This is a genomic window from Affinundibacterium macrobrachii (assembly GCF_014652415.1).
GTDB lineage: Bacteria > Pseudomonadota > Gammaproteobacteria > Burkholderiales > Burkholderiaceae_D > Undibacterium > Undibacterium macrobrachii.
Window position 1 is genome coordinate 154,790 of the sequence record NZ_BMYT01000002.1, and the last position, 20,500, is coordinate 175,289.

The 20,500-nt window shown below is 45.9% G+C and carries 16 protein-coding genes; 8 read left to right on the forward strand and 8 right to left on the reverse strand.

The annotated features are described in order from the left end of the window. Positions 1 to 264 precede the first annotated feature (264 nt). Positions 265 to 2,469: an OsmC domain/YcaO domain-containing protein gene (locus IE103_RS06495; RefSeq protein ID WP_189345240.1), complete on the forward strand. Its 2,205-nt coding sequence runs from the start codon at positions 265 to 267 to the stop codon at positions 2,467 to 2,469. Positions 2,470 to 2,595: 126 nt separating this feature from the next. Here IE103_RS06495 and IE103_RS06500 read toward each other — a convergent pair whose 3' ends face one another. The 4 genes from IE103_RS06500 to IE103_RS06515 all read right to left on the reverse strand — a co-directional run bounded on the left by IE103_RS06500 (position 2,596) and on the right by IE103_RS06515 (position 6,413). Then, positions 2,596 to 3,042, reverse strand: a complete 447-nt coding sequence (locus IE103_RS06500; protein ID WP_189345241.1) for a nuclear transport factor 2 family protein — start codon at positions 3,040 to 3,042, stop codon at positions 2,596 to 2,598. Between the two features lie 250 nt (positions 3,043 to 3,292). Further along, entirely contained in the window at positions 3,293 to 4,348 is a 1,056-nt protein-coding gene (locus tag IE103_RS06505) for an AraC family transcriptional regulator (protein ID WP_189345242.1), read from the reverse strand. A 171-nt stretch (positions 4,349 to 4,519) separates the two neighbouring features. Beyond that, positions 4,520 to 5,293 (reverse strand): LytR/AlgR family response regulator transcription factor, encoded by a 774-nt coding sequence (locus tag IE103_RS06510; protein ID WP_189345243.1) that lies wholly within the window; start codon positions 5,291 to 5,293, stop codon positions 4,520 to 4,522. Beyond that, positions 5,283 to 6,413 carry a sensor histidine kinase gene (locus IE103_RS06515; RefSeq protein ID WP_189345244.1) on the reverse strand — a complete coding sequence of 377 codons (1,131 nt, stop codon included), beginning with the start codon at positions 6,411 to 6,413 and terminating at the stop codon, positions 5,283 to 5,285. The genes IE103_RS06510 and IE103_RS06515 overlap by 11 nt, the downstream gene beginning before the upstream one ends. 334 nt (positions 6,414 to 6,747) lie before the next feature. Between IE103_RS06515 and IE103_RS06520 the strand changes: the two genes are divergently transcribed. Further along, positions 6,748 to 9,051 carry a carbohydrate binding family 9 domain-containing protein gene (locus tag IE103_RS06520; RefSeq protein WP_189345245.1) on the forward strand — a complete coding sequence of 768 codons (2,304 nt, stop codon included), beginning with the start codon at positions 6,748 to 6,750 and terminating at the stop codon, positions 9,049 to 9,051. 420 nt (positions 9,052 to 9,471) lie between these two features. Beyond that, positions 9,472 to 10,656 (forward strand): peroxidase, FMP-type, encoded by a 1,185-nt coding sequence (locus IE103_RS06525; RefSeq protein ID WP_189345246.1) that lies wholly within the window; start codon positions 9,472 to 9,474, stop codon positions 10,654 to 10,656. A 143-nt stretch (positions 10,657 to 10,799) separates the two neighbouring features. On the opposite strand, the gene IE103_RS06530 is transcribed toward IE103_RS06525, so the two are convergent. Then, positions 10,800 to 11,885: a GGDEF domain-containing protein gene (locus IE103_RS06530; protein ID WP_189345247.1), complete on the reverse strand. Its 1,086-nt coding sequence runs from the start codon at positions 11,883 to 11,885 to the stop codon at positions 10,800 to 10,802. A 238-nt stretch (positions 11,886 to 12,123) separates the two neighbouring features. After that, the gene (locus tag IE103_RS06535) at positions 12,124 to 12,744 is read right to left on the reverse strand and encodes a DUF7010 family protein (protein ID WP_229827141.1); all 621 of its coding nucleotides are present in this window, start codon (positions 12,742 to 12,744) and stop codon (positions 12,124 to 12,126) included. Between the two features lie 279 nt (positions 12,745 to 13,023). Between IE103_RS06535 and rhlP the strand changes: the two genes are divergently transcribed. Together rhlP and IE103_RS06545 are read left to right on the forward strand one after the other, a co-directional pair. Then, positions 13,024 to 13,809, forward strand: coding sequence for a rhombotarget lipoprotein (rhlP, locus tag IE103_RS06540; RefSeq protein WP_189345248.1), 786 nt, complete (start codon positions 13,024 to 13,026; stop codon positions 13,807 to 13,809). Positions 13,810 to 13,981: 172 nt separating this feature from the next. Then, entirely contained in the window at positions 13,982 to 14,569 is a 588-nt protein-coding gene (locus IE103_RS06545; RefSeq protein WP_189345249.1) for a hypothetical protein, read from the forward strand. Positions 14,570 to 14,650: 81 nt separating this feature from the next. Here the strand turns inward: IE103_RS06545 and IE103_RS06550 are convergent, their stop codons facing one another. Then, on the reverse strand, positions 14,651 to 15,403 hold the full coding sequence (locus IE103_RS06550) for an alpha/beta hydrolase (RefSeq protein ID WP_189345250.1): 753 nt from the start codon (positions 15,401 to 15,403) through the stop codon (positions 14,651 to 14,653). Positions 15,404 to 15,514: 111 nt separating this feature from the next. Continuing rightward, a complete protein-coding gene (locus IE103_RS06555) occupies positions 15,515 to 16,465 on the reverse strand; it encodes a DUF6279 family lipoprotein (protein WP_189345251.1) in 951 nt (316 codons plus the stop codon). Between the two features lie 235 nt (positions 16,466 to 16,700). On the opposite strand from IE103_RS06555, the gene IE103_RS06560 reads away from it, so the two are divergent. The 3 genes from IE103_RS06560 to IE103_RS06570 all read left to right on the forward strand — a co-directional run bounded on the left by IE103_RS06560 (position 16,701) and on the right by IE103_RS06570 (position 20,499). Beyond that, entirely contained in the window at positions 16,701 to 17,960 is a 1,260-nt protein-coding gene (locus tag IE103_RS06560; protein WP_189345252.1) for a putative Na+/H+ antiporter, read from the forward strand. A gap of 259 nt (positions 17,961 to 18,219) precedes the next feature. Beyond that, positions 18,220 to 19,260, forward strand: a complete 1,041-nt coding sequence (locus tag IE103_RS06565; protein WP_229827142.1) for a gamma-glutamyl-gamma-aminobutyrate hydrolase family protein — start codon at positions 18,220 to 18,222, stop codon at positions 19,258 to 19,260. A gap of 51 nt (positions 19,261 to 19,311) precedes the next feature. Next, entirely contained in the window at positions 19,312 to 20,499 is a 1,188-nt protein-coding gene (locus tag IE103_RS06570; protein ID WP_189345253.1) for a cation:proton antiporter, read from the forward strand. The last annotated feature ends 1 nt before the right edge of the window (position 20,500 follow it).

The following is a 20,500-nucleotide window of genomic DNA, read 5'->3' on the forward strand; positions in this document are numbered from 1 at the left end:
CGCTTGATTAAATAAAAATCAGCAATTTACCTAAACTACTCACCCAACAGCCGCTACATCGAAGCGTTTCAAGGGCGAAGTATACTGAGCTTGCCTTATTGGTGCAATTAATTCATGCCAATTAAATAAATTTGGCAAGCTAGCCTTAGGTATGCATCACCCGCAGCCAGCCAGAATCAAGGATAATGGCGCTAAATCGATTTTCTAGCTGCGCACTCAGAGCAATGATCCGCACGCTTCTTATTTACCTCTCGGAATATTTTCATGGAAATTAAAGTCAACTTTCTCGACAAACTTCGCCTCGAAGCCAAGTTCGATGATTTCACGGTGATCGCCGATCAGCCGATTCGCTATAAAGGCGATGGCTCTGCGCCCGGCCCATTCGACTACTTCCTCGCGTCATCGGCTTTATGCGCGGCGTATTTTGTGAAGTTGTACTGCAACACGCGCAATATCCCGACCGAGAATATTCGTCTCTCACAAAACAATATCGTCGATCCAGAAAATCGTTACGCGCAGGTTTTTAAAATTCAAGTTGAATTGCCTGCGGATATTTCTGTCAAAGATCGCGAAGGTATTTTGCGTTCCATCGAACGCTGCACAGTAAAAAAAGTGGTACAACAAGGCCCAGAATTTGTGATCGAAGAAGTCGAAAATCTGGATGCTGATGCGCAAGCCTTACTAACAATCAATCCAGATACAGAAGCAGCCACCTACATTCTCGGCAAAGACCTGCCGCTTGAACAAACCATCGCGAACATGTCGAGCTTATTAGCGGGACTAGGCATCAAAATCGAAATCGCCTCATGGCGTAACATCATTCCGAATGTGTGGTCTTTGCATATCCGCGATGCACATTCACCGATGTGCTTTACCAATGGCAAAGGCGCGACCAAAGAAAGTGCGCTTGCGTCTGCACTTGGCGAATACATTGAGCGTTTGAGTAATAATCATTTTTACGCTGGATCATACTGGGGCGAAGATATTGCGAATGCAGAATTCGTACATTACCCGAACGAAAAGTGGTTTAAGCCTGGCAAGAAAGATGCGCTGCCTAAAGAAATTTTGGATGCCTATAGCTTGGCGATTTATAACCCAGATAAAGAGCTGCGCGGCTCGCATCTTATCGATACTAATTCCGGCAATGTAGAACGCGGAATTTGCAGCTTGCCGTTTGAACGTCTGTCCGATGGGGCGACGATCTACTTCCCATCGAACTTAGTCGAAAACCTGTTCGCCAGCAATGGCATGAGTGCTGGTAATACCTTGGCCGAAGCACAAGTGCAATGTCTATCTGAGATTTTTGAACGTGCAGTTAAACGTGAAATCTTAGAAGGCGAATTGACTCTGCCCGATGTCCCTGCGGAAGTGCTAGCGAAATACCCGAGCATCCTCGCTGGCATCCAAGGACTAGAAGAGCAAGGCTTTCCCGTCTTGGTCAAAGACGCCTCACTCGGTGGCCAATATCCCGTCATGTGTGTGACCTTGATGAACCCGCGCACTGGCGGCGTGTTCGCCTCTTTTGGTGCGCATCCTAGTTGTGAAGTGGCGCTAGAACGCAGCTTAACCGAGTTGTTACAAGGTCGTAGCTTTGAAGGTTTGAACGACTTGCCACCACCAACCTTCGTCAGCAATGCGGTTACTGAACCAAATAATTTCGTTGAACACTTCATCGACTCTAGCGGTGTTGTCTCATGGCGCTTCTTCAGTGCCAAAGCCAACTACGAATTTGTCGAATGGGATTTCTCAGGACAAGGCGAAAATTCCAATACCGACGAAGCGGCCACCCTGTTTGGCATTCTCCAAGACATGGGCAAAGAAGTTTACCAAGCGGTATACGACCAACTCGGCGCCACCGCTTGCCGCATCCTCGTGCCCGGCTATTCCGAAGTCTATCCGGTTGAAGATTTGATCTGGGATAACACCAATAAGGCTTTGCTATTCCGCGAAGACATTCTGAATTTGCATCAACTCGACGACGATGGCCTAAGCGATTTACTCGAACGCTTGGAAAATAATGAGTTAGATGATTACAGCGATATCGCCACCTTGATCGGCATAGAATTTGATGAGAACACGGTATGGGGACAACTCACTGTGCTCGAATTGCGCTTGTTAATCAATCTCGCCTTGCAAGAATTTGAAGAAGCCCACGATCAAGTGCAAGCCTTCTTGCAATACAACGACAACACGGTTGAACGCGGTTTATTTTATCAAGCCTTAAATGTGGTACTCGAAGTTGAATTAAGCGACGAGCTGGATCACGACGACTACGAACCCAACTTCCGCCGCATGTTTGGCAAAGAACGTATGGATGCTGTCTATGGCTCACTAGAAGGCAGCGTGCGTTTCTACGGCTTAACGCCAACCAGCATGAAGCTGGAAGGTTTGGATAGACATCAGCGTTTGATTGATAGTTATAAGAAGTTGCATGTGGCGCGCGCCAAGTTCGCACCTCGATCAAAATAAAGCATCTCAAAAATCAGATTGCTACAGCTAAGCACGGCGCTTAGCTGTAGCAATTACTAGTAAGACTCTGGGAAATTGCAGCATGAAAATTTTGTAGGTTGAACAATTCAGCCGCACTACAACAAATTACTTACGAACCCCACTCCAAGACTTGCTAACAATTTTCCACTGCCCATCAATTTTATTCAGCGCAAGATAATCAACGCCTTGCCATTGTGGATAATCTAAAGTGACTTTGACGACGGCGCCGAGATCGCTGATATCCAATATGGTGTACTGGCGATGGCGTTGGGCTTCGTCTTCTGCTGGATGACCGGGAAACCCTTGTACCCATTCTTCTCCGCTTTGTGTGACGACTTTTTGTTGCCGATTTGAATATCCCAACACGATTGCATCTTTTCTGGCGACTTGTAAGGCGATATCAGCTCGACCAGCTCTAAAAGCTTGCATCATCGTTTGCATAGTCTGATCAACCGCGGCAAATTCTTTATGCTGCTGCACTTGAGCGAAAACGGGTTGGGATAAGCTGGCGATAATGCTGATCCAAAAAATAGGTTTTAGAAAAAATTTCATGTTTAAATCCTTGATGTAGAAAATTGAAAAATAACTACGTGCAGCTATCGATCTCTCGCTTCTCCAATTTCTATGAAGAAGTGAAAGATTGAATCAGCGATTTAGAAAAAACCGCGAACTACTGTTTGAAGTTTTGAGGCGAGCGTCCTTAGCCACCGCGGCTAAGAACACACTGTTTGGAGAAGAAGGCATGATAGAAAGCTCCGTTAAAAGTTAAAGGAGCTTTCATCATAAGGATTTGCGTTGAAATCTATGCCTGACTAGATATTTCAGGACTACTAAAATCAGTTTTCGGAGTCTGATGTTGTTCTCGATACGATGAAGGCGTGCATCCATTCACTTTTTTGAAGGCAGCATAAAAGGTCGACATCGATTGAAAGCCTGCAGCCTCCGCAATATTTTCTAGAGAATGCTCGGCATTTTGCAGCAGCAAATGCTGCGCTTCCGCGACACGCAAAGCGTTTAAGTATTGTTTGAAAGAGGTGCCATTATTGTCATTCAAGAGCTGTGACAAACGTGCTTGCGGCATACCCAAACGTCGCGCCAGGCGCGATAAGTTGAGCATAGGATCAAGAAACAAACGTTCTTTCGCCATTAAATCGGCTAAGGCTTGCAATTCTATGCTTGCTGCTGGTGTTTCAATTCTTCGGTTCTGATACGGCTCGACTGGTGCACTACCATGGCGCCGCCCCCACACCACGATCAAACACAAATACAAAACAAAGGAAAACGATAATGCCCCCACAATATACGAGGTATAACCGGAGCTAGCGTAGGCAAACCAAATAAACCAAAGGCCAGCCAAGACTGTAAGTAGCAAACGTCTTGCGGTTGCAGGGGGAAGACGGTGTTTTTGCTGTATCAAGATACCGCTACTAATCAACAGATAGGCAAACCAAAGCCAAGTAATTGTCCCCACAATCGGGCCATGCCACAGTTGCGGATCATTCGCGTAGGGCCAGATCAAATTAACCAACAACGCGACCACGCTAATCACCAATAAATGCAAGCGCTCCCATTGTCCTAAAAGCTTCTCGCTACTCAAGCTATTGCGCACAAAGAAATACAAACAAGGACCAATGAAGAAACATGCGGTCAAACCAATTTGTATAACAATTGACGGCGTATCAGATAAAAAAACCAGCGCAACGGATTTGCCAGTACGGATACTCACCATCAAAATTAAAATCGCTAACCAACGCTGCGCGACCGAGACCGAACCCGCGATCAAAAGATAAATGGAGAGTGCTAATCCGTTAAATGAACCAAGCGCGGCAAAGAAGAATAATAGGTGATTATGAACCATGCTCAAATGAATGAATCGAGTGATAGAGTGATAAAAGGTGCGCAGCAATACAGATCCATGCGCATCAACGCAAATCACAACATGCTAACAACGCATCTATCTTAGTAGGTGAGTATTTGCCAAGGTAGCACATCGTGAATCTATAGCATCGCTGAAAATCACGATAGTAGCTCAAATCGAATCAATCATGATCTCTTTGACCGTCTGTAGGTAGGCTCGGCTGACCGGTAATGTATGACCACAACGTAGCGCCAGAGTTGCCGCGCCGTTTGTGAAATTACCGAGTTTGATCATATCGGTCGCACGTACAATATAACCGCGATGCACACGCACAAAAACTTGTGGATCTAGCTTTTGCTCTAAGGTATTCATCGTCACACGTAACAATTTGCAGCCGAGTTTGGTGTGTAGTTCAACATAGTTGCCAGCGGTTGATATATAACTGACCTGATCCAAAGACACAACTTCAATCTCACCAAGGCTACGTATGGCAACCTGTTGCAGATAAGAGTGCTGCGGTGTTGAACCTGCTTCTAGATAGGCGTTTAGCGTTTGCCCATAGCCACTTTTGCCGCGCATACGTACCGTCTCTGCGGCACGTACTAGTGTTTCAGACAAACGTGTATTGGAAAAAGGTTTCAGCAAATAATCCAAAGCGAAACACTCAAACGCGTGCAATGCATAACAACTGTGCGCGGTCACAAAAATAATCACGGGTGGTGCGCTGGTTTTACAAAGTCGCTTGGCGAGATCGATGCCTGAAGTTTCTGGCATGTGAATATCGAGAAAGATGACATCAATTTGATGCTGCGCCAGCACTTGTTCGGCTTCACTAGCGCTTTCACATAGCGCCAATACTTGCCATTCTGGATAATTGCGTAGGGCACATTGCAAATTGACCCGCCCCAATTGTTCGTCATCGACAATAATTGCGTTAATACTCATTTGGCAGAAAAATATCTACTTGAAAGCGATGACCAACTTTGCCTGCATTAAGACTTGCTGCGCCATGATATAAAGAATGAAGACGCGCCTTCAGCGTTTTTAAACCTAGGCCAAAACCGGGCGCGCTGGCAATTCCGACATGAACGGGATTACTCACACTACATAGCAAGCCTCTGCTATCCAAGCTAAAAGTGAATACGATATCGCTTTCACCTTTGTGACATTCCAAATCATGACGTAGCGCGTTTTCTAACAGAGGCTGCAGCAAAAATGGTGGACAATCATAAGCAAGAACCGCTGGGCTAAGTCCGTGCATCTCTACCTTTAATCGTTCACCATAACGTAATTTCTGTAAGCACAAATAGTCATTCAAACACTGTACTTCATCTTGTATGCCAACCCAGGTCATTTCACCAGATGCTAGTGAGTATCGTAAAAGCTCACTTAACTTTTCAATCGCAATCAATGCACTATCACTGTTGGCAGAACGCACTAAACCAGACAATGCATTTAAAGAATTAAACATAAAGTGGGGTTCCAATTGCGCCTTCAACATCGCAAGATTTTGCTGCTCCAAAGCCAAACTCAAACGCAGAGAATGTTCACGCTGATCGCGTAGCGCAGTCAAACGCTTTTGATTTTGCTGCCACAAACGCAATCCCAACACTGCTGCAAATACAGCAGTAATTGCACAAATCCGAAACAAGCAAACGGCATTTTCGTAAGCAAGTACACGATCTAAAAATGGAATGTCCTTACGTGCCCAAATCAGTGCAAAAGCAGCGTTGAAAATATGCCACGGTATGATAAAGAGAAATGAAAGTACATAAGCGAGAAAAATGACGCGCGCGTGATTCAGATATTCGTCCCAACGACACGACAAAAAATATAATACCCAAGAGAGTGGCGCTAGCACCAAAGCAGCCGCTACCCAATTTACAAAAATCGTCCCGAACTGTGCTTGCTCACCATTACGTAAATCTTCGCTATAAATTGCCAAGGCAATCAACACACATAGCGAACCCCATCCCAAGAAATTATAGAGCAGGAAAAAGAACGGCCGCTTCCAGTTCGGAAGCTTTACAGGCGAGGGCAGTGATGGATATGTAAGACTAGTCATGCGCATTAGTATAACGCGATAAATTCCTATCAAATCAGATTCGCATGCATTCCATCACACCAAAATGCACACTCATCACAATCTCAAGTGGATGATGAAAGTGGCGATGCAGAGACGAATTTTGCTTAGTTCACAGCAGCAAACTAAGTCGGTTGCTAGACGTAACGAAGCTGAACAAGCTACCAATATCCGCACGGCAAGTATGACATCGGGTGCTCAAAGAATTGCCCAAAACGCGCTATCACACCGTGATAGCAATCTATCACTCTTACGATGAAGATATCAAACAAAGCCAAGATAATTGCCGCTCGACTTGTACTGATTTGGACGTCACATGGCAACAATAATCACAAAGCACTTTACTCGCACTAGCAAAGCTAAAGTGCGAAACATACAGGGTAATTCAAGCAAAAAATTGCTGACCGCATTTGTATTTGGACTATTCGGAATCATTAGCTTGCTGCTACAAAGTCCAGCACAGGCGCAGTTAGTCATTCCCAAAGCCGATAAACCTCCCCAATTAAAAGATTATCGCCAACCCGACAACATTCCTGCCACCGCAGGCGTTGAGATCAAGCAGTTTGCGCAAAACACGCCGCACGAGGGAAGCGCACCAAGCTATGCGACTAAGGCTTATCTCTCTTACGATCAAGAAAATCTGTACACGATCTTTGTTGCACACGCCAATCCCAAACATTTAATTGCGCGACATTCACGACGTGAAAATAATGGCGGTGAAGATTTTGTTTTGCTACAAATCGATACCTTCAAAGATGCGCAGCGTGCCTTTGTATTTTATGTGACGCCGCTTGGAGTGCAAGCAGATGCAAGCTACATCGAAGGTAAAGAAGAAGATTTTGATTTCGACACCCAATGGCACACTGAAGGTGAGTTGACCGAGTTTGGCTACATCGTCAAGATCGCAATTCCATTCAAGAGTTTACGTTTTGCCAATGGTGACAAGCAAGAATGGGGACTTTCTGTAGCGCGCTATATTCCAGAGTTCACCGAATTTATTACTTGGCCTCTTATCTCCAAGCAGCAGCCAACTCTGGTTAACCAATTTGGCACTGTAGTGATCAATGAGCGCATACCAGAACAACGAAACTTCCACATCAATCCCTATCTTTTTAGCGGCAAAGACAAGTTTCTAACGACCATCGATAAACAAGGTAAAAAGTATGCCGGTTTTGTGCAACAACAAAAAACACAGCTTGGTTTGGATGCCAAATATGTGTGGAATAATTCGGTCACCGTTGATCTCACTTTGAATCCAGATTTTTCTGATGTAGAAAGCGACGAACCGCAAGTCTTGGTGGATAAACGCTTCGAAACTTTATTCCCAGAAAAGCGTCCCTTCTTTTTAGAGAACTCTGGTTTTTTTAAAACTCCATTACCTTTATTTTTCTCACGCCGCATTGTCGAACCAGATGCAGGGCTACGCGTGACCGGACGTCAAAATCAATTTGCACTTGGCGGCATGATCATGGACGATGTATCCGAGCCGGCGACTGGCAAAGCACATATCGGCTTAGTACGTGGGCAGGTCGACTTTGGCCAAACCGGTAACCTCGGACTTCTATTCAGTAAGCGCAGCCAAGCTGATCAAGCCAACTCGGTTGCTGGGGCGGATTTCAGACTAACTCCATTAGCCAATTGGATCTTCACTGGACAATTCGCGAAAAGCCAAAGCAAGCAGCATCAAAGCAAGCACGAAAACGAAAATCAAAACAACAAGTCAACAAATAACAACGACCATCTAGCCTATGTCGAAGCGATTTATGGCTCACGTGCGCTGACCTATAGCGGAAAATATACCGACATAGGACAACAATTTGATGCACGTTTAGGCTTTATTCCACGTACCGATATCAAACAAAACGAACAGCAAGCGAACTACACTTGGTTTGGCGCACCTGGAGATTGGATACTGACGCAAGAGCTCAAAGCAACGCTCACCCATACCGACAATCAACAGGGTCAATTTCAAGATCAAAAAAACCATTTGCTATACACCCTCAAAGCGAAGCAAGCCAATACTTTCACGATTGAGGCAGTACAACAATCCGATAATCTGAACAATCAAAAGGTCAAGACGGCGGGTTGGTTGCTAGGTTGGCACACTCGTACCTTGCCTGAGCTAGTGAGCACCATTAAATTGGGCCAGCGACAAGCGCCTAATTATCAATTTGTTGATCCTGCCGTGTTGAGCGGCGATGCGCGCAATGCGCAACTAAAAATAAAGTGGCTACTCGGTCGCCATGTACGTCTGGATGCGAGTTATATCTGGAATGATCTACGTCACGCCAAAGGCACTATCTACCTTGATCGACTTGCTCGCTTTAATCTCGCCTACCAGTTCGATAACTATTGGGGCGCTAGTCTAATTATGGATTATCACTCCCTATCAGCAAATCAAACTTGGAGTAGCTTAAAAAATGAAAAGAGTCTCAACACCAATCTACAATTGCGCTATGTATTAAGCCCGGGATCAAGTGTTTACCTCGGTTATGTTGATCGACAAGAAAACATAGGCTTATTCCATGATGAGCATGGCTTGCTACAAGCACGACCAATGAATCAGCTTTCACTGCATACCGGCAAACGTGTCTTTATCAAGTTGAGTCATTTGTTTTAAGTACGCTTTTTCCATTTACATGTTGAGCCGCTTCAGGCTTGACATGTAAAGCGATGTCGAATATCGCCATCTCTCGCAACACGCGCAAACACTGCGTTTCTCCTCACTACCCGGATGTGGCTATCGACCCAACACTGCGTCGATACAGCACTGCGTCAACCCAACTCCAGCATTTTCCCACTTGGCACGATGCTTGCTAAAAATAAAATCTAGTTTCATCACAAACATCACCCCTGAAATACGATTTTCAGATGTGCTTAGTAGCGCCAGAGATTCAATCTGAATAGCGATGAAACTGGAAAGGCTTTTGCAATTCGACCGACTCTATTGCGTGCGATGCAAGCGCCTGCCATGTAAAAACAATTGTCGAGATCGATCACGCCAAATTCAACCCTGATACTTTTTAATGGAGCAACGAACATGAGCATTCCACAAACCCCAACACCGCCGTATCCAGAATACTCAGACGCCGTCTTGGATGCACCAGCTAACTACGGCATATTGGAACAACTGATCGGCACTTGGGTCAATGTCAATCCCAACAAGAATGCGACAGCTTGGGGCTTACATACGACTTGTATGCCATCGCCTGGCACCAATACCGAAACCATTTTTGGTATTTTTCATTTTTTATGCGAAGACTATACTGAAGAACTGAGCTTTGCTCCGGTATCTGGTGGTGTACGAAATCGCGGTGGTACTAATGAACAATTCGCTGGCGCTATCGAATACAAGCAAAGCGTGCAACGCGTTAGTGATGGCGTTGGTATCCATGAAGAAGTGGGGATGTATCTTTGGTTAAATGAGATGTACAACCACGCTGCTACTGAGCAATCGGTGATCGACGATAATGGCTATCCCTTGATCTCGATTGGGGCAGGGGCGAATGGGCCGAATTATGTGCCGCCCTATTCGATCGCAAGAAGCGGCACGATTCCACACGGTAGCGCAATCATGTTGACGGGTAACTTTCAACAAGATGTCCCCGGCAAACCCGCATTTCCAACTGGCACCGACAGTTGGAGCGCGCCATTTGTGCGGTCTTGGCCAGACTTACAAATCGCCAATGCGCCCAATCTTGCTTCCTCACCGTTAGCGATTTCTCCTAGCATGGGTGCTTCTGCTTTGCTAGTGCCCCCCAATGGCAACACTGCCGACGCAGCGCCACTCAATCTCGATGAACCGGCACCGGCGTGGGCGTTTGATAAATCTTTGCCAGTAACCCAGCCGGATAGCAATTTGACTTACTTTCAGCGCATCGTTGCGGATCAACATTATCCTTATTCTGTGCGTCCCGATTTGCGTCTACGCGATGCAATCAAGGATCAGAACATCAGTAAATACACCTTGATTCAATTGAGTAGCAAACACGATGGCGGCCCACAAGGGGGAATACTCAACACGCCCTTCGTCAAGAAGTTTGCTAACGTGACCGAGATGAGTTTGAATCTGTGGTTAGAGACGGTGATCGAGGATGGGCAAGAAGTGCTGCAACTACAATACGAGCAAATCATCTTCTTCGAGTTCATGGTCGGTTCGAACGGACAAACCACCCGCTGGCCACACATACAAATCAATACTTTGCGTAAAAAGCCGGCGTGTTAACAAATCAACTTAAGGCATTGAAGTAAGTTAGATCGGCTCAATGGACATTCTCGGTATCAACATGAAAGTCTCTTGAGCCGCACAATAATGGGGTGAGCAGGTGAGCAATTGAATGACTAGATAACTCACCAAAACTCATACGATTAAGTAGTCGTAGCAAAACAAGACACGCGATTGCGCCCCAATTGTTTCGCCTCATACATCGCCTGATCTGCGCGTCGCTGTATCGCTGCCATACTCTCGCCCACTTGGTCGGAAGTTGCAATGCCGATACTTGCGGTAATACGCAGTCGTTGCGTCGCAATTTGCGGCATCAAGTCTTCAATCTCTTGGCGCATATGCTCGGCTAACTTATGTGCACCCGCTAAATCAGTATCAGGTAAAAATACCGAAAATTCTTCGCCACCAATCCGCCCAACTGCATCGCTTTGACGTACCACGCTTAGCATGGTTTTACTGACCGCTTTCAAAACAATATCACCTGCTTCATGACCATAAGTGTCATTAATTTTTTTAAAGTGATCGAGATCGACAAACAACACTGAAAACTGCTGATGATGGCGTTGCGCCAAATGAATTAATTGATCGCAAGTGGCGTAATAGGCACCCGCATTGAGCAAATCGGTTAAAGGATCATGGCTGGCGAGATGGCGCAAACGTTGATTGGATTCACGCATACGCACAAAATAAGACATCGAGCGCGCACCATAAATATGGAAGAATGCGCCCAAATAAAACAAGGCAACCAGTAAAGTCGCCATCGCATTGATCGAATATGGTTGCGGCAAATAAGCGTTGCCTACTGCCAAACCCAACATCGTCGCCAAGGTTATCAGCATGCCGGCTTTTTGCCCAAGCAAGATATACACACCAGGGATATTCGTAAAATACCAAATCACCCGCATTTCATCGGCAGACACCATATACAGTGCAGAAGTATATTCAGCCATACAAACTGCCTCATACATCCATGCCAATTTCAGCAATAAATGCGGGCGACCACGCAAGCCTAACCAAAGCAATAGACTCAGCGACATGAAGATCGCCATCGATACTACATGCAGCGTATCTATCGTATTGATCCCGGTCGCCACCCCAAGTAATAGCAAACCAGTAACCACTGCGCCTGCCAGCATTAACACCGTCAGAAATCGAAACTGGAAGGCGCGATATTCTTCACCCTCTAAGAAAGTCACATCGCCGTAGAGTATTTGTCTCAAAGTTGGCATCGTCAATTCCTCGTGCATTTTGCAAAGCTTGTTTTTTCAATCTCATAATACGCTCAAGATGCTAGCCGATGAAGGTATCAAGAAGATTTAGCAACAGTTCGCCTAATCGCTTTGCGCTGAAACAAATCTCGATGCAGCTAACACGATGCATTCACAATGCACGCAAGATCAACCAACGATGTTAATCATATCAACAACCAAAGAAAATAAAGAAAGGTAAAAAAAGACACTGCTCATACTAGTATGCCGCTTGTACTAACAAGCTTGCTGGCTGCGTTTTCACCACTTGCATGCGCTTCCAACGCAATTCTAAAACAGCGATGCTCACCACATACAGAACCACCACAATCACCGCTTGCAAAACAAAACTGTGCTCGGGATACATGATCCATGCGCATGTACACAACACCGTGCGAACAACTGCATGGAACACACCGACCCAATGTTGAATCAAGACGCTCAAAGGTAACCACATCAAACCCGTCAAAATCGCTACCGCAAAAGGCAGGCTACGATAATTTTCTAAGAAAAAGGGAATCGCTAAGGCGTAACACAAAAAGCACATCGCCACTGCCGACAAAAACACCGTATCAAAAAAATTACGTTTCGCGTTTGACTTAAAAGCCAAGTGCTCGCCAGTTAGCTTTGCCAACAACATCGCTATATAAACAATGCTGCCGGTACCAATAAATATCGCCAAAACCTGCGCCTTAGGGCTGAGAAATGCACCAGTAAAGATCAAGAGCGACCACACCAATAAGCCAGCCAAGGGCATCGCTAAGAAGCGACGTTGACGAAACTCGGCCAGTTGTTGATCCAATGACATAGCCATTGTTGAAGAAACTGATGATGATGACATGATGAACTCCCTCTCAAAAATCCTGCAAGCTAATTCGTGCAGCGATGGAGACATCTTGAAGCATACGACTCATACTGCGTAGTAGCGTTTGTCATGACTTCGCATGACATTTGTCAGGCGCGCATCGGGATGCTTGAGCAGAAAATAAAGCAAACCATCCCAGTAGACGACACAAAATGCGACGCTAAGCATCAAGGCATGCGACTTTTGATAAAGAAGGTGCTGTATGAATAAGTTCTAGTTAGGCTGCACACTCTTTCTAACTACCTAAAGAACAGCATGAAAACCTTAAAGTTATTGAGTGGCTTGGCTATTGCAGCCATCACCGTATTCGCTCTTAGTGGTTGTGCAAGCATGGCTGGACCCAAAGAATCAAAACAATCGGCCAGTATCGTCGATTACCTCTATCCCAAAGCAAGCCAAGCACCGCGACTTGCTCCTGGTATCACCTATCTAAAACCGCCGATGCGAGTGGGTATCGCCTTTGTTCCAAACGCCCCGAGTGCGCGTACCTTACCAGAAACGGAAAAAATCAAGCTGATGGAGCGCGTCAAAGTCGCGTTTGCCGGACAAATCTATCTTGGTTCGATAGACATCATTCCATCACAATACCTAAAGGCCGCTGGCGGCTTCGACAATATGGAACAAGTCGCACGGATGTTTAACGTCGACGTGATGGCGATGGTTTCATACGATCAAGTTCAATTCACCGATAGCAATTCACTGTCGTTCTTATATTGGACCGTGATCGGTGCCTATCTTGTCCATGGCAATGAACACGATACCCAAACCATGCTCGACATCTCGGTATTTGATGTGGCAAGCCGTCAATTACTCATGCGCGCACCGGGTACGAGCCAAGTAAAAGGCAGCGCCAATTTATCCAACTACAGCGAACGCTCACGCGCAGCGCGTATAGAAGGCTATAACAAAGCAGCCGATCAATTAATTCCAGCACTACAAAGTGAAATTGCGAGCTTTCGTGAACGTCTAAAGACTAATGAGAATATGCGCGTTGAACCGCGCGCTGGCTATCGCGGCGATAGTAATCCAAGTCAGAAATAATACGCTGCACGCGACATAACGATGGTGGGTGCAGCTCTATCTGTGCCCATCGATACGTTTCAACTCAAACGGGCATCGACAAGCACACATCGCATTATTTGCAAATTGCGCTATTCGATCAGGCGAGCAAGTTTACAATATAGGCTTTTCTCAATTTAGATTCGCCAATTTTATGCTCAGCAAGAATACTTTCCTTTGTGCGCTGCGATTCGTGATTGCTTGCAGCACCTTACTCGTATCAAATCAGAGTTTGGCCAAACAAGATCCACAAGACACGACTATCCCATCGCTGTGTCTGAAGGATGAAAGCAATTTGGCGACTGCGTGGATGGGAAATGCGATCAGCACCGAAAGTGGTTACAAAAATAAAAAAGACGGCAAGATCGTCTCGATTTGTACCGATGTAGAGCAAGCGCCGTATCAAAAAGTAGTCTATCGTTACGGCCTGCCACAACGGATAGAATTAGAAATGATCGCAAGCGATACCGCGCCATTCTATTTCTTTAATCATTCCACCTCCCCACACACTGGAGAAGATATGGTCTTCTTCAACAATGCGAACTACACCTACTACTTGGTGATCGCAGCAGGTCAAGCAAATGGCGTCACTTTACGCATCTACCATGGGAAAAAATTGATTTTTAATCGCTTTTCAGGCAACCGCGATGGCGAAGATTTTGTACTAGGCCCTGCCGAAGTTGATCTCAAAGCACGGCAATCAAAACGCTATCAAATCAAAAAGCCTGCGCACGCTTTTTAGCAAAACGCTTAGCGTCTCGCTGTATGTTTTATAAACCATTAAACCCACTTCTCGAAAATTAAAGAACTATGTCGGGAAAAGTTAGTGCGAACATAGATTTCGCAGTTCACTCAGCACTGATTGCCACGCAACTGTATCTGGATCAATCAAAGCGAAATGACCGCAATCGGACAAGTTCAACAAACGTGTAGCCGGAAACGCTGCGCAATACGAAGCAGCCACCGCGGGTGGGACGATTTCATCATCATTGCCTTGCAAAATACTGACCGCTATTTTGGGCGCGGGCAGATTCATGGGATTTACATCCGCACGATGAATCGGATCTTGTCCTAAAAAGCGCTGCACTGCGCCATCGCCTAATTGCATCGCATGCGCCATTTGCAGATCAGCGGCAGGCGCCAAAGCAAGCACGCCCTGTAAGCGGATCGGCAAGCCTAACTGCGCACAACGTGCCGCTGCCCACAACACCAAATGCCCGCCAGCAGAATGCCCAACTAACAAAATCTGCCCATTATGTCGCTGCACTTGTGCGGGCAAGGTGTGTAAAGCGCACATCACATCATCCAGAGTTTGATCGGGTTGGCCTGAGACTCGACGATACTCCAAGGTCAAGGTTGTCCATCCCGCTTCTGCCAACGCGCAAGACATTGCTTCTGCGTGCAAGCGATCATATTCTGGCTTCCAAAAACCACCATGTATGAGTACCAGCAGCGGTAGTGCATCTGCTTGGCTACCGTAGCGCAGGTCAGCAATTTGATCAGGATGATCACCATAGGCCAGAGTAAGATCGGCGGGCTCGGCACTGCGACTAAGAATAGAAAGGTCTTCGCTCATATAATTCTTGAAAAGTAAGTGACAGCATCGACTGACAGAAATACTGTGATAAAGGAAAAAGCGATCATCACACAATAACAATTCTACCGAAAAGCAGTTTGGGCAATATCCTTATTTTCGTGCGATAAGATACTTGCAATCATCGATCCAGCCTTGCAACTTCTTATGTGCATGTGCCTTCTGTTCTTGCGAAGAAGTGCGAATCATATCGACCATCAATTGTTGTATAGCTGCGCGAGAAGCGTCCGCTCGAGTGCGCTGCTCATTCGATTCGGATCGTTCAAAATTAGCTAAGATTGCCGCTTGTATCATCGCTTGCGCGACTTCGCGATTTGGTTTTTCATTTTGAATTTTGCTCAGCAACTGTAAGACTTCTCGTTGACGCGACTGACTGTCTTCTAACCACTGCGCATAATTGGGTGGATGCTTTTCCAAATAGCGCGCAATGATCGCCTCTTGCTCACGACTAACACTACCGAGCCAATCATCAGCTTGATTGACGAGCTTTTTGAAACGCGTCTTCGCTTGTTTTTCTGGCGTTAGCTCTAAGTATTTTTCACGAAAGTCTTCATTATTCTTTTCAAACTTGCGTGTCAAATGCGCCTTCTGTGAAGCATCCATCGCCAACGCAAAATCCGTTAACTCAGGTAAGACTTTAAGCGCTATTGCTTGTGTGTATTGTTCAACTTGCTTAAAACTAGCTTCCAGTTCAAGTGGGCTAGGATTGGACGCGAGCTTGGACTGCAACTGCGTCAGTGTTTGCACATATTGCGGCAACTGGGTACTGCGATGCCAGCTCAATAACTGCACTATATCTTGTTTAGTCTTGGCCTTTTGTGAAGAACGAAAATCGACATAACCGTCCAACCACCAATACACCACTGTATCAGCATTCGAGTAAGCAAGCCGCGCTGTACTACAACTTCCCAATAGTGCGAATAACATCAGCAAGATTAGTAGTCGCAGCCAACGAAATGGACGCGCACCAATATGATGATCAGGCATCGTTTGTTGAAATAGTGTCGTACTCAATTCATTCCCCTCTATTTGCATTTGCTGCATTTGTCTCATGAACTGAATGCATGATGACAATCCGAAAAAGGACTAATTAATTAGCGACAAGGATCATACCAAAAGCGCAGAATTGGCGTTGAAGCACGCTGATTTGCAGCTAAATTAGGCAGACTATTCAAGCATCCAGTAATCGGTTAGAATTAGCTCGGGTGCGCATCCTTGGTGATGTAGCAGGTTTCAGCGACGGTCGGGCCGCCTCGCTGCTTCTTTACGACTAATCCCCATGACGCATCTCAATATCGAGCTAGTTGCCGCGGTCATTTTTGCAATTGCTCTCATCCATACCTTTTCTGCAAAACAGTTCGAGCGTTTATCGCATCGCTTTCCACGCCATGCGGGTTTATTTCATTTACTAGGCGAAGTCGAAGTTGTGTTTGGCTTTTGGGCAATCGTCTTAATTTTTTGTATGACGGCGATTAGCGGTGGCGATCAGGCTTTGGCCTATGCCGAATCGCGCCAATACACCGAACCACTATTTGTATTCGTAGTGATGGTGGTTGCCGCATCGCGGCCAATTTTGGAATTGGTCATCAACACAGTCAATAGCATTGCGCGTACGATGCCATTACGTACATCTTTAGTCAGCGCTTGGCTAGGATTAGCAGCGGTGCCCCTGTTTGGTTCTGCAATTACGGAACCCGCTGCAATGACGATTGCAGCCTTGATGTTAGCGCCGCAGGTGTTCCGATCTGAAGTACCAGAGCGCATCAAGTATTTTGCGCTCGGCGTACTGTTTGTAAACATTTCGATAGGTGGCACCTTAACTTCGTTCGCCGCACCACCGGTATTGATGGTCGCTGCAACTTGGCAATGGGATTCCGCGTTTATGCTAGCAACCTTTGGATGGAAAGCAGCGATCGCCGTACTCATCAATGCTAGTCTCGCGGTCTTCGTCTTACGCAAATATTTGCCTGATCAAATCAAGCAAGCTAGTGCAGAGACAAAGAAATCTATACCGATTACGCTAACGATCGTACACATTGCCTTCTTGGTTGGCGTCGTCATGTTGGCACATCACCCAGTCGCGTTTCTCGGCTTATTTTTGATGTTTCTTGGTGTGACACAAGCTTACGAACGTCATCAAAATCCGCTGATTATCAAGGAAGCCTTATTGGTTGCGTTTTTCTTGGCGGGCTTGGTAGTACTCGGTGGATTGCAACAATGGTGGTTGCAACCATTAGTAGCGAATATGTCGCCAAAAGTTTTATTCTTTGGCGCAACCGCACTAACCGCCGTCACAGATAATGCAGCGCTTACTTATCTCGGCTCATTAATTAGCGGTATATCTGATCAAGCCAAATACAGCCTAGTTGCTGGCGCGGTCGCGGGTGGCGGCTTAACCATGATTGCCAATGCCCCCAATCCAGCCGGGGTCGCCTTACTCAAGCGCGGCTTCTCTGACGAATCCATCGGTGCAGGTGGTTTGTTCATCGGCGCGTTACTACCAACCGCCATCGCGATTGCCGCGTTTATTTTCCTTTAATTCAGTTTGATTCCGCTCGCGATGGGCGGGATCAAGATGTTTGAAAACTTAAACAATCTTCATTCAACAGCAAATCATTCAATTGACGCTTGAATGCATTTTGTAATTAAAACGCATTCAAAAAATGTTTGTATAAGACTTGACGACAAGAGCACTATATACAAATGAAGTAAGTAGACCTCGCTTAGGTAGTGATGCAATGCTTTGTGGCAAAAGAACACACTGTTATGCGTCACTGAATCTACCGCACAAAAAAGACATGTCGAAGTTTTCTAAGAAAGGTTTTTGTAATATGGATGAGCCAAACAATCCTTCTAGTCAGCAAAACCTAGCTAAACCAACAGAGAATAATCAAGAGTCGAAATCAGCACCAGAGATCAAGACAAGCACCAAAGTGGCAAAAGAAAAAAGTAACATAAAGCCCATCGTCTCACCCACACTCGATCCGCATCCGTGGCGCACGATGATGGAATACATGCAAGCACGCTTCCGTACCATCTCACAAAATGCCGCACAAAAATTAACCCGTCGTACTCTAAAAATTGGAATCTCTGCACGTATTTTTCATCCTTCCGAAGGCGCAAAAGGATTATCTAGCAAAACTTTGCAGTACTTAGAAGAGTCGATAGCCCACTGGGTAATGTCGCGTGACGTCATGGTGTTTATGATTCCATCGGTTAATACCAATGGCAGAATCCATCCCAGTAATATTCGCTTGCGTGACTACGCTAAGCACTTGGATGGTTTAGTTTTACAAGGTGGTGCGGACGTTGCACCAGAAACCTACGCAGAGCGAGCGACACGTCCAGAGTGGATTGGCGATCGCACACGTGATATGTATGAGCTTGAACTACTACATGAGTTTATTGAAGCAAGAAAGCCGCTACTGGGTATATGCCGAGGCTGCCAACTACTCAATGTCGCTTTTGGCGGAACGCTGTATCAAGATATCGCCACCGAAGTGCCCAATGCGATTCCACACGTTCACGATTTGTACGATAAAAACATGCACGAACTGCTGTTCACGCCAAATTCACATTTGGGAAAACTCTTCCCACAAAATACAGGACTCGTGAACTCGATTCATCATCAAGCGGTCAAAACATTAGGAAAAGGAATCGTGATTGAAGCGGTTTCCAAAAACGACAATATCATCGAGGCGATTCGCTTACGCGATTCAAAATTTGTCGTTGGTCTGCAATGGCATCCTGAGTTTCATAGCGCTGGTGATCCAAACTTAATTGACTGCACACCGATACTCGACAATTTTCTTCGTGCCGCGAGAGAGACGAGATTCTAAATTTGAGTTTCGCGCTACGAAAAATTACTGCAACACCCACGAAAGGACATCATGCTCGAACTCACACAACTTCAACATGACATGGCTTGGCCACTAAGCATACTACTAGCGTGGTTCATCGGCGAGTTTGCAAATCGATGGCTCAAGTTACCACGCATTAGTGCTTATGCAGTGGTGGGCTTTTTATTGGCGCCATCCCAACTCGGATTGTTACCAAGCAGCCAATCACCGACAATGCTGTTGATGGCGAATATTGCTTTTGGTTTGATCCTATTTGAGAGTGGCTATCGAATCAATCTGCGCTGGTTGCGCAGTAATCCTTGGCTGACCGCAGCGAGCCTAACTGAAGCGGTGTTAACTTTTGTCTGCGTCTATTTTTTGGTACTCGCTTTCGGGCAAACAGAAACGGCAGCGCTATTGCTGGCGGCATTATCAATGGCAACCTCGCCGGCTACGATTTTACGCGTAATCAATGAGCAAAAAAGTTCAGGTCAAGTAACGGAGCGTGTATTGCATCTGTCGGTGCTTAACTGTGTGTTAGCAGTATTAACCTTTAAAGTAATCCTCGGTCTGGTCATCTTTAAAACCTCGGGCAATATTTGGAACGCCAGCTACAACGGCTTAATCGTCTTACTCATTTCTGCCGCACTAGGTGTGACGTTTGGTGTACTCATACCTGCCGTCTTACGTAAAGCAAATCGTCTAAACCAAGATGGCACACTGGCGTTTACGATCGCAATCATCTTTATCGTTGCCTTGACTCACAGCCTAAAGCTATCGCCTGTGCTCGCCACCTTAACATTCGGTTTGGTGGTGAGACATCGCCGTATTATTTTAAATTCTTCACAACGCGGTTTCGGCGCTCTCGGTGATTTGTTAACCGTAATGTTATTTGTGTTTATCGCAGCAACGATCGAATGGCAACAGGTACTCGCTGGTATTAGCTTGGGCTTAGCAATCATATTCGTACGCCAGCTAAGCAAGACCATTGGCATCAGTATATTTTCTCGCGTTAGCGGCATCTCTTGGCGCAAAGGTGCGTTAGTCGGCATGGCAAGTTTGCCGATTTCCACCTTTGTTATCTTGGTGTTAGAACAAACCAGATACATCGGCGTTGATTTAGTCGACCAACTTGCGCCCTTAGCAGCGGCCGCTTTTACCTTAGAAATTATCGGCCCGCTATTCGTGCAACGTGCCTTGATTTGGGCGCAAGAAGTTCCAGAAAAAAAGGAGGCATAAG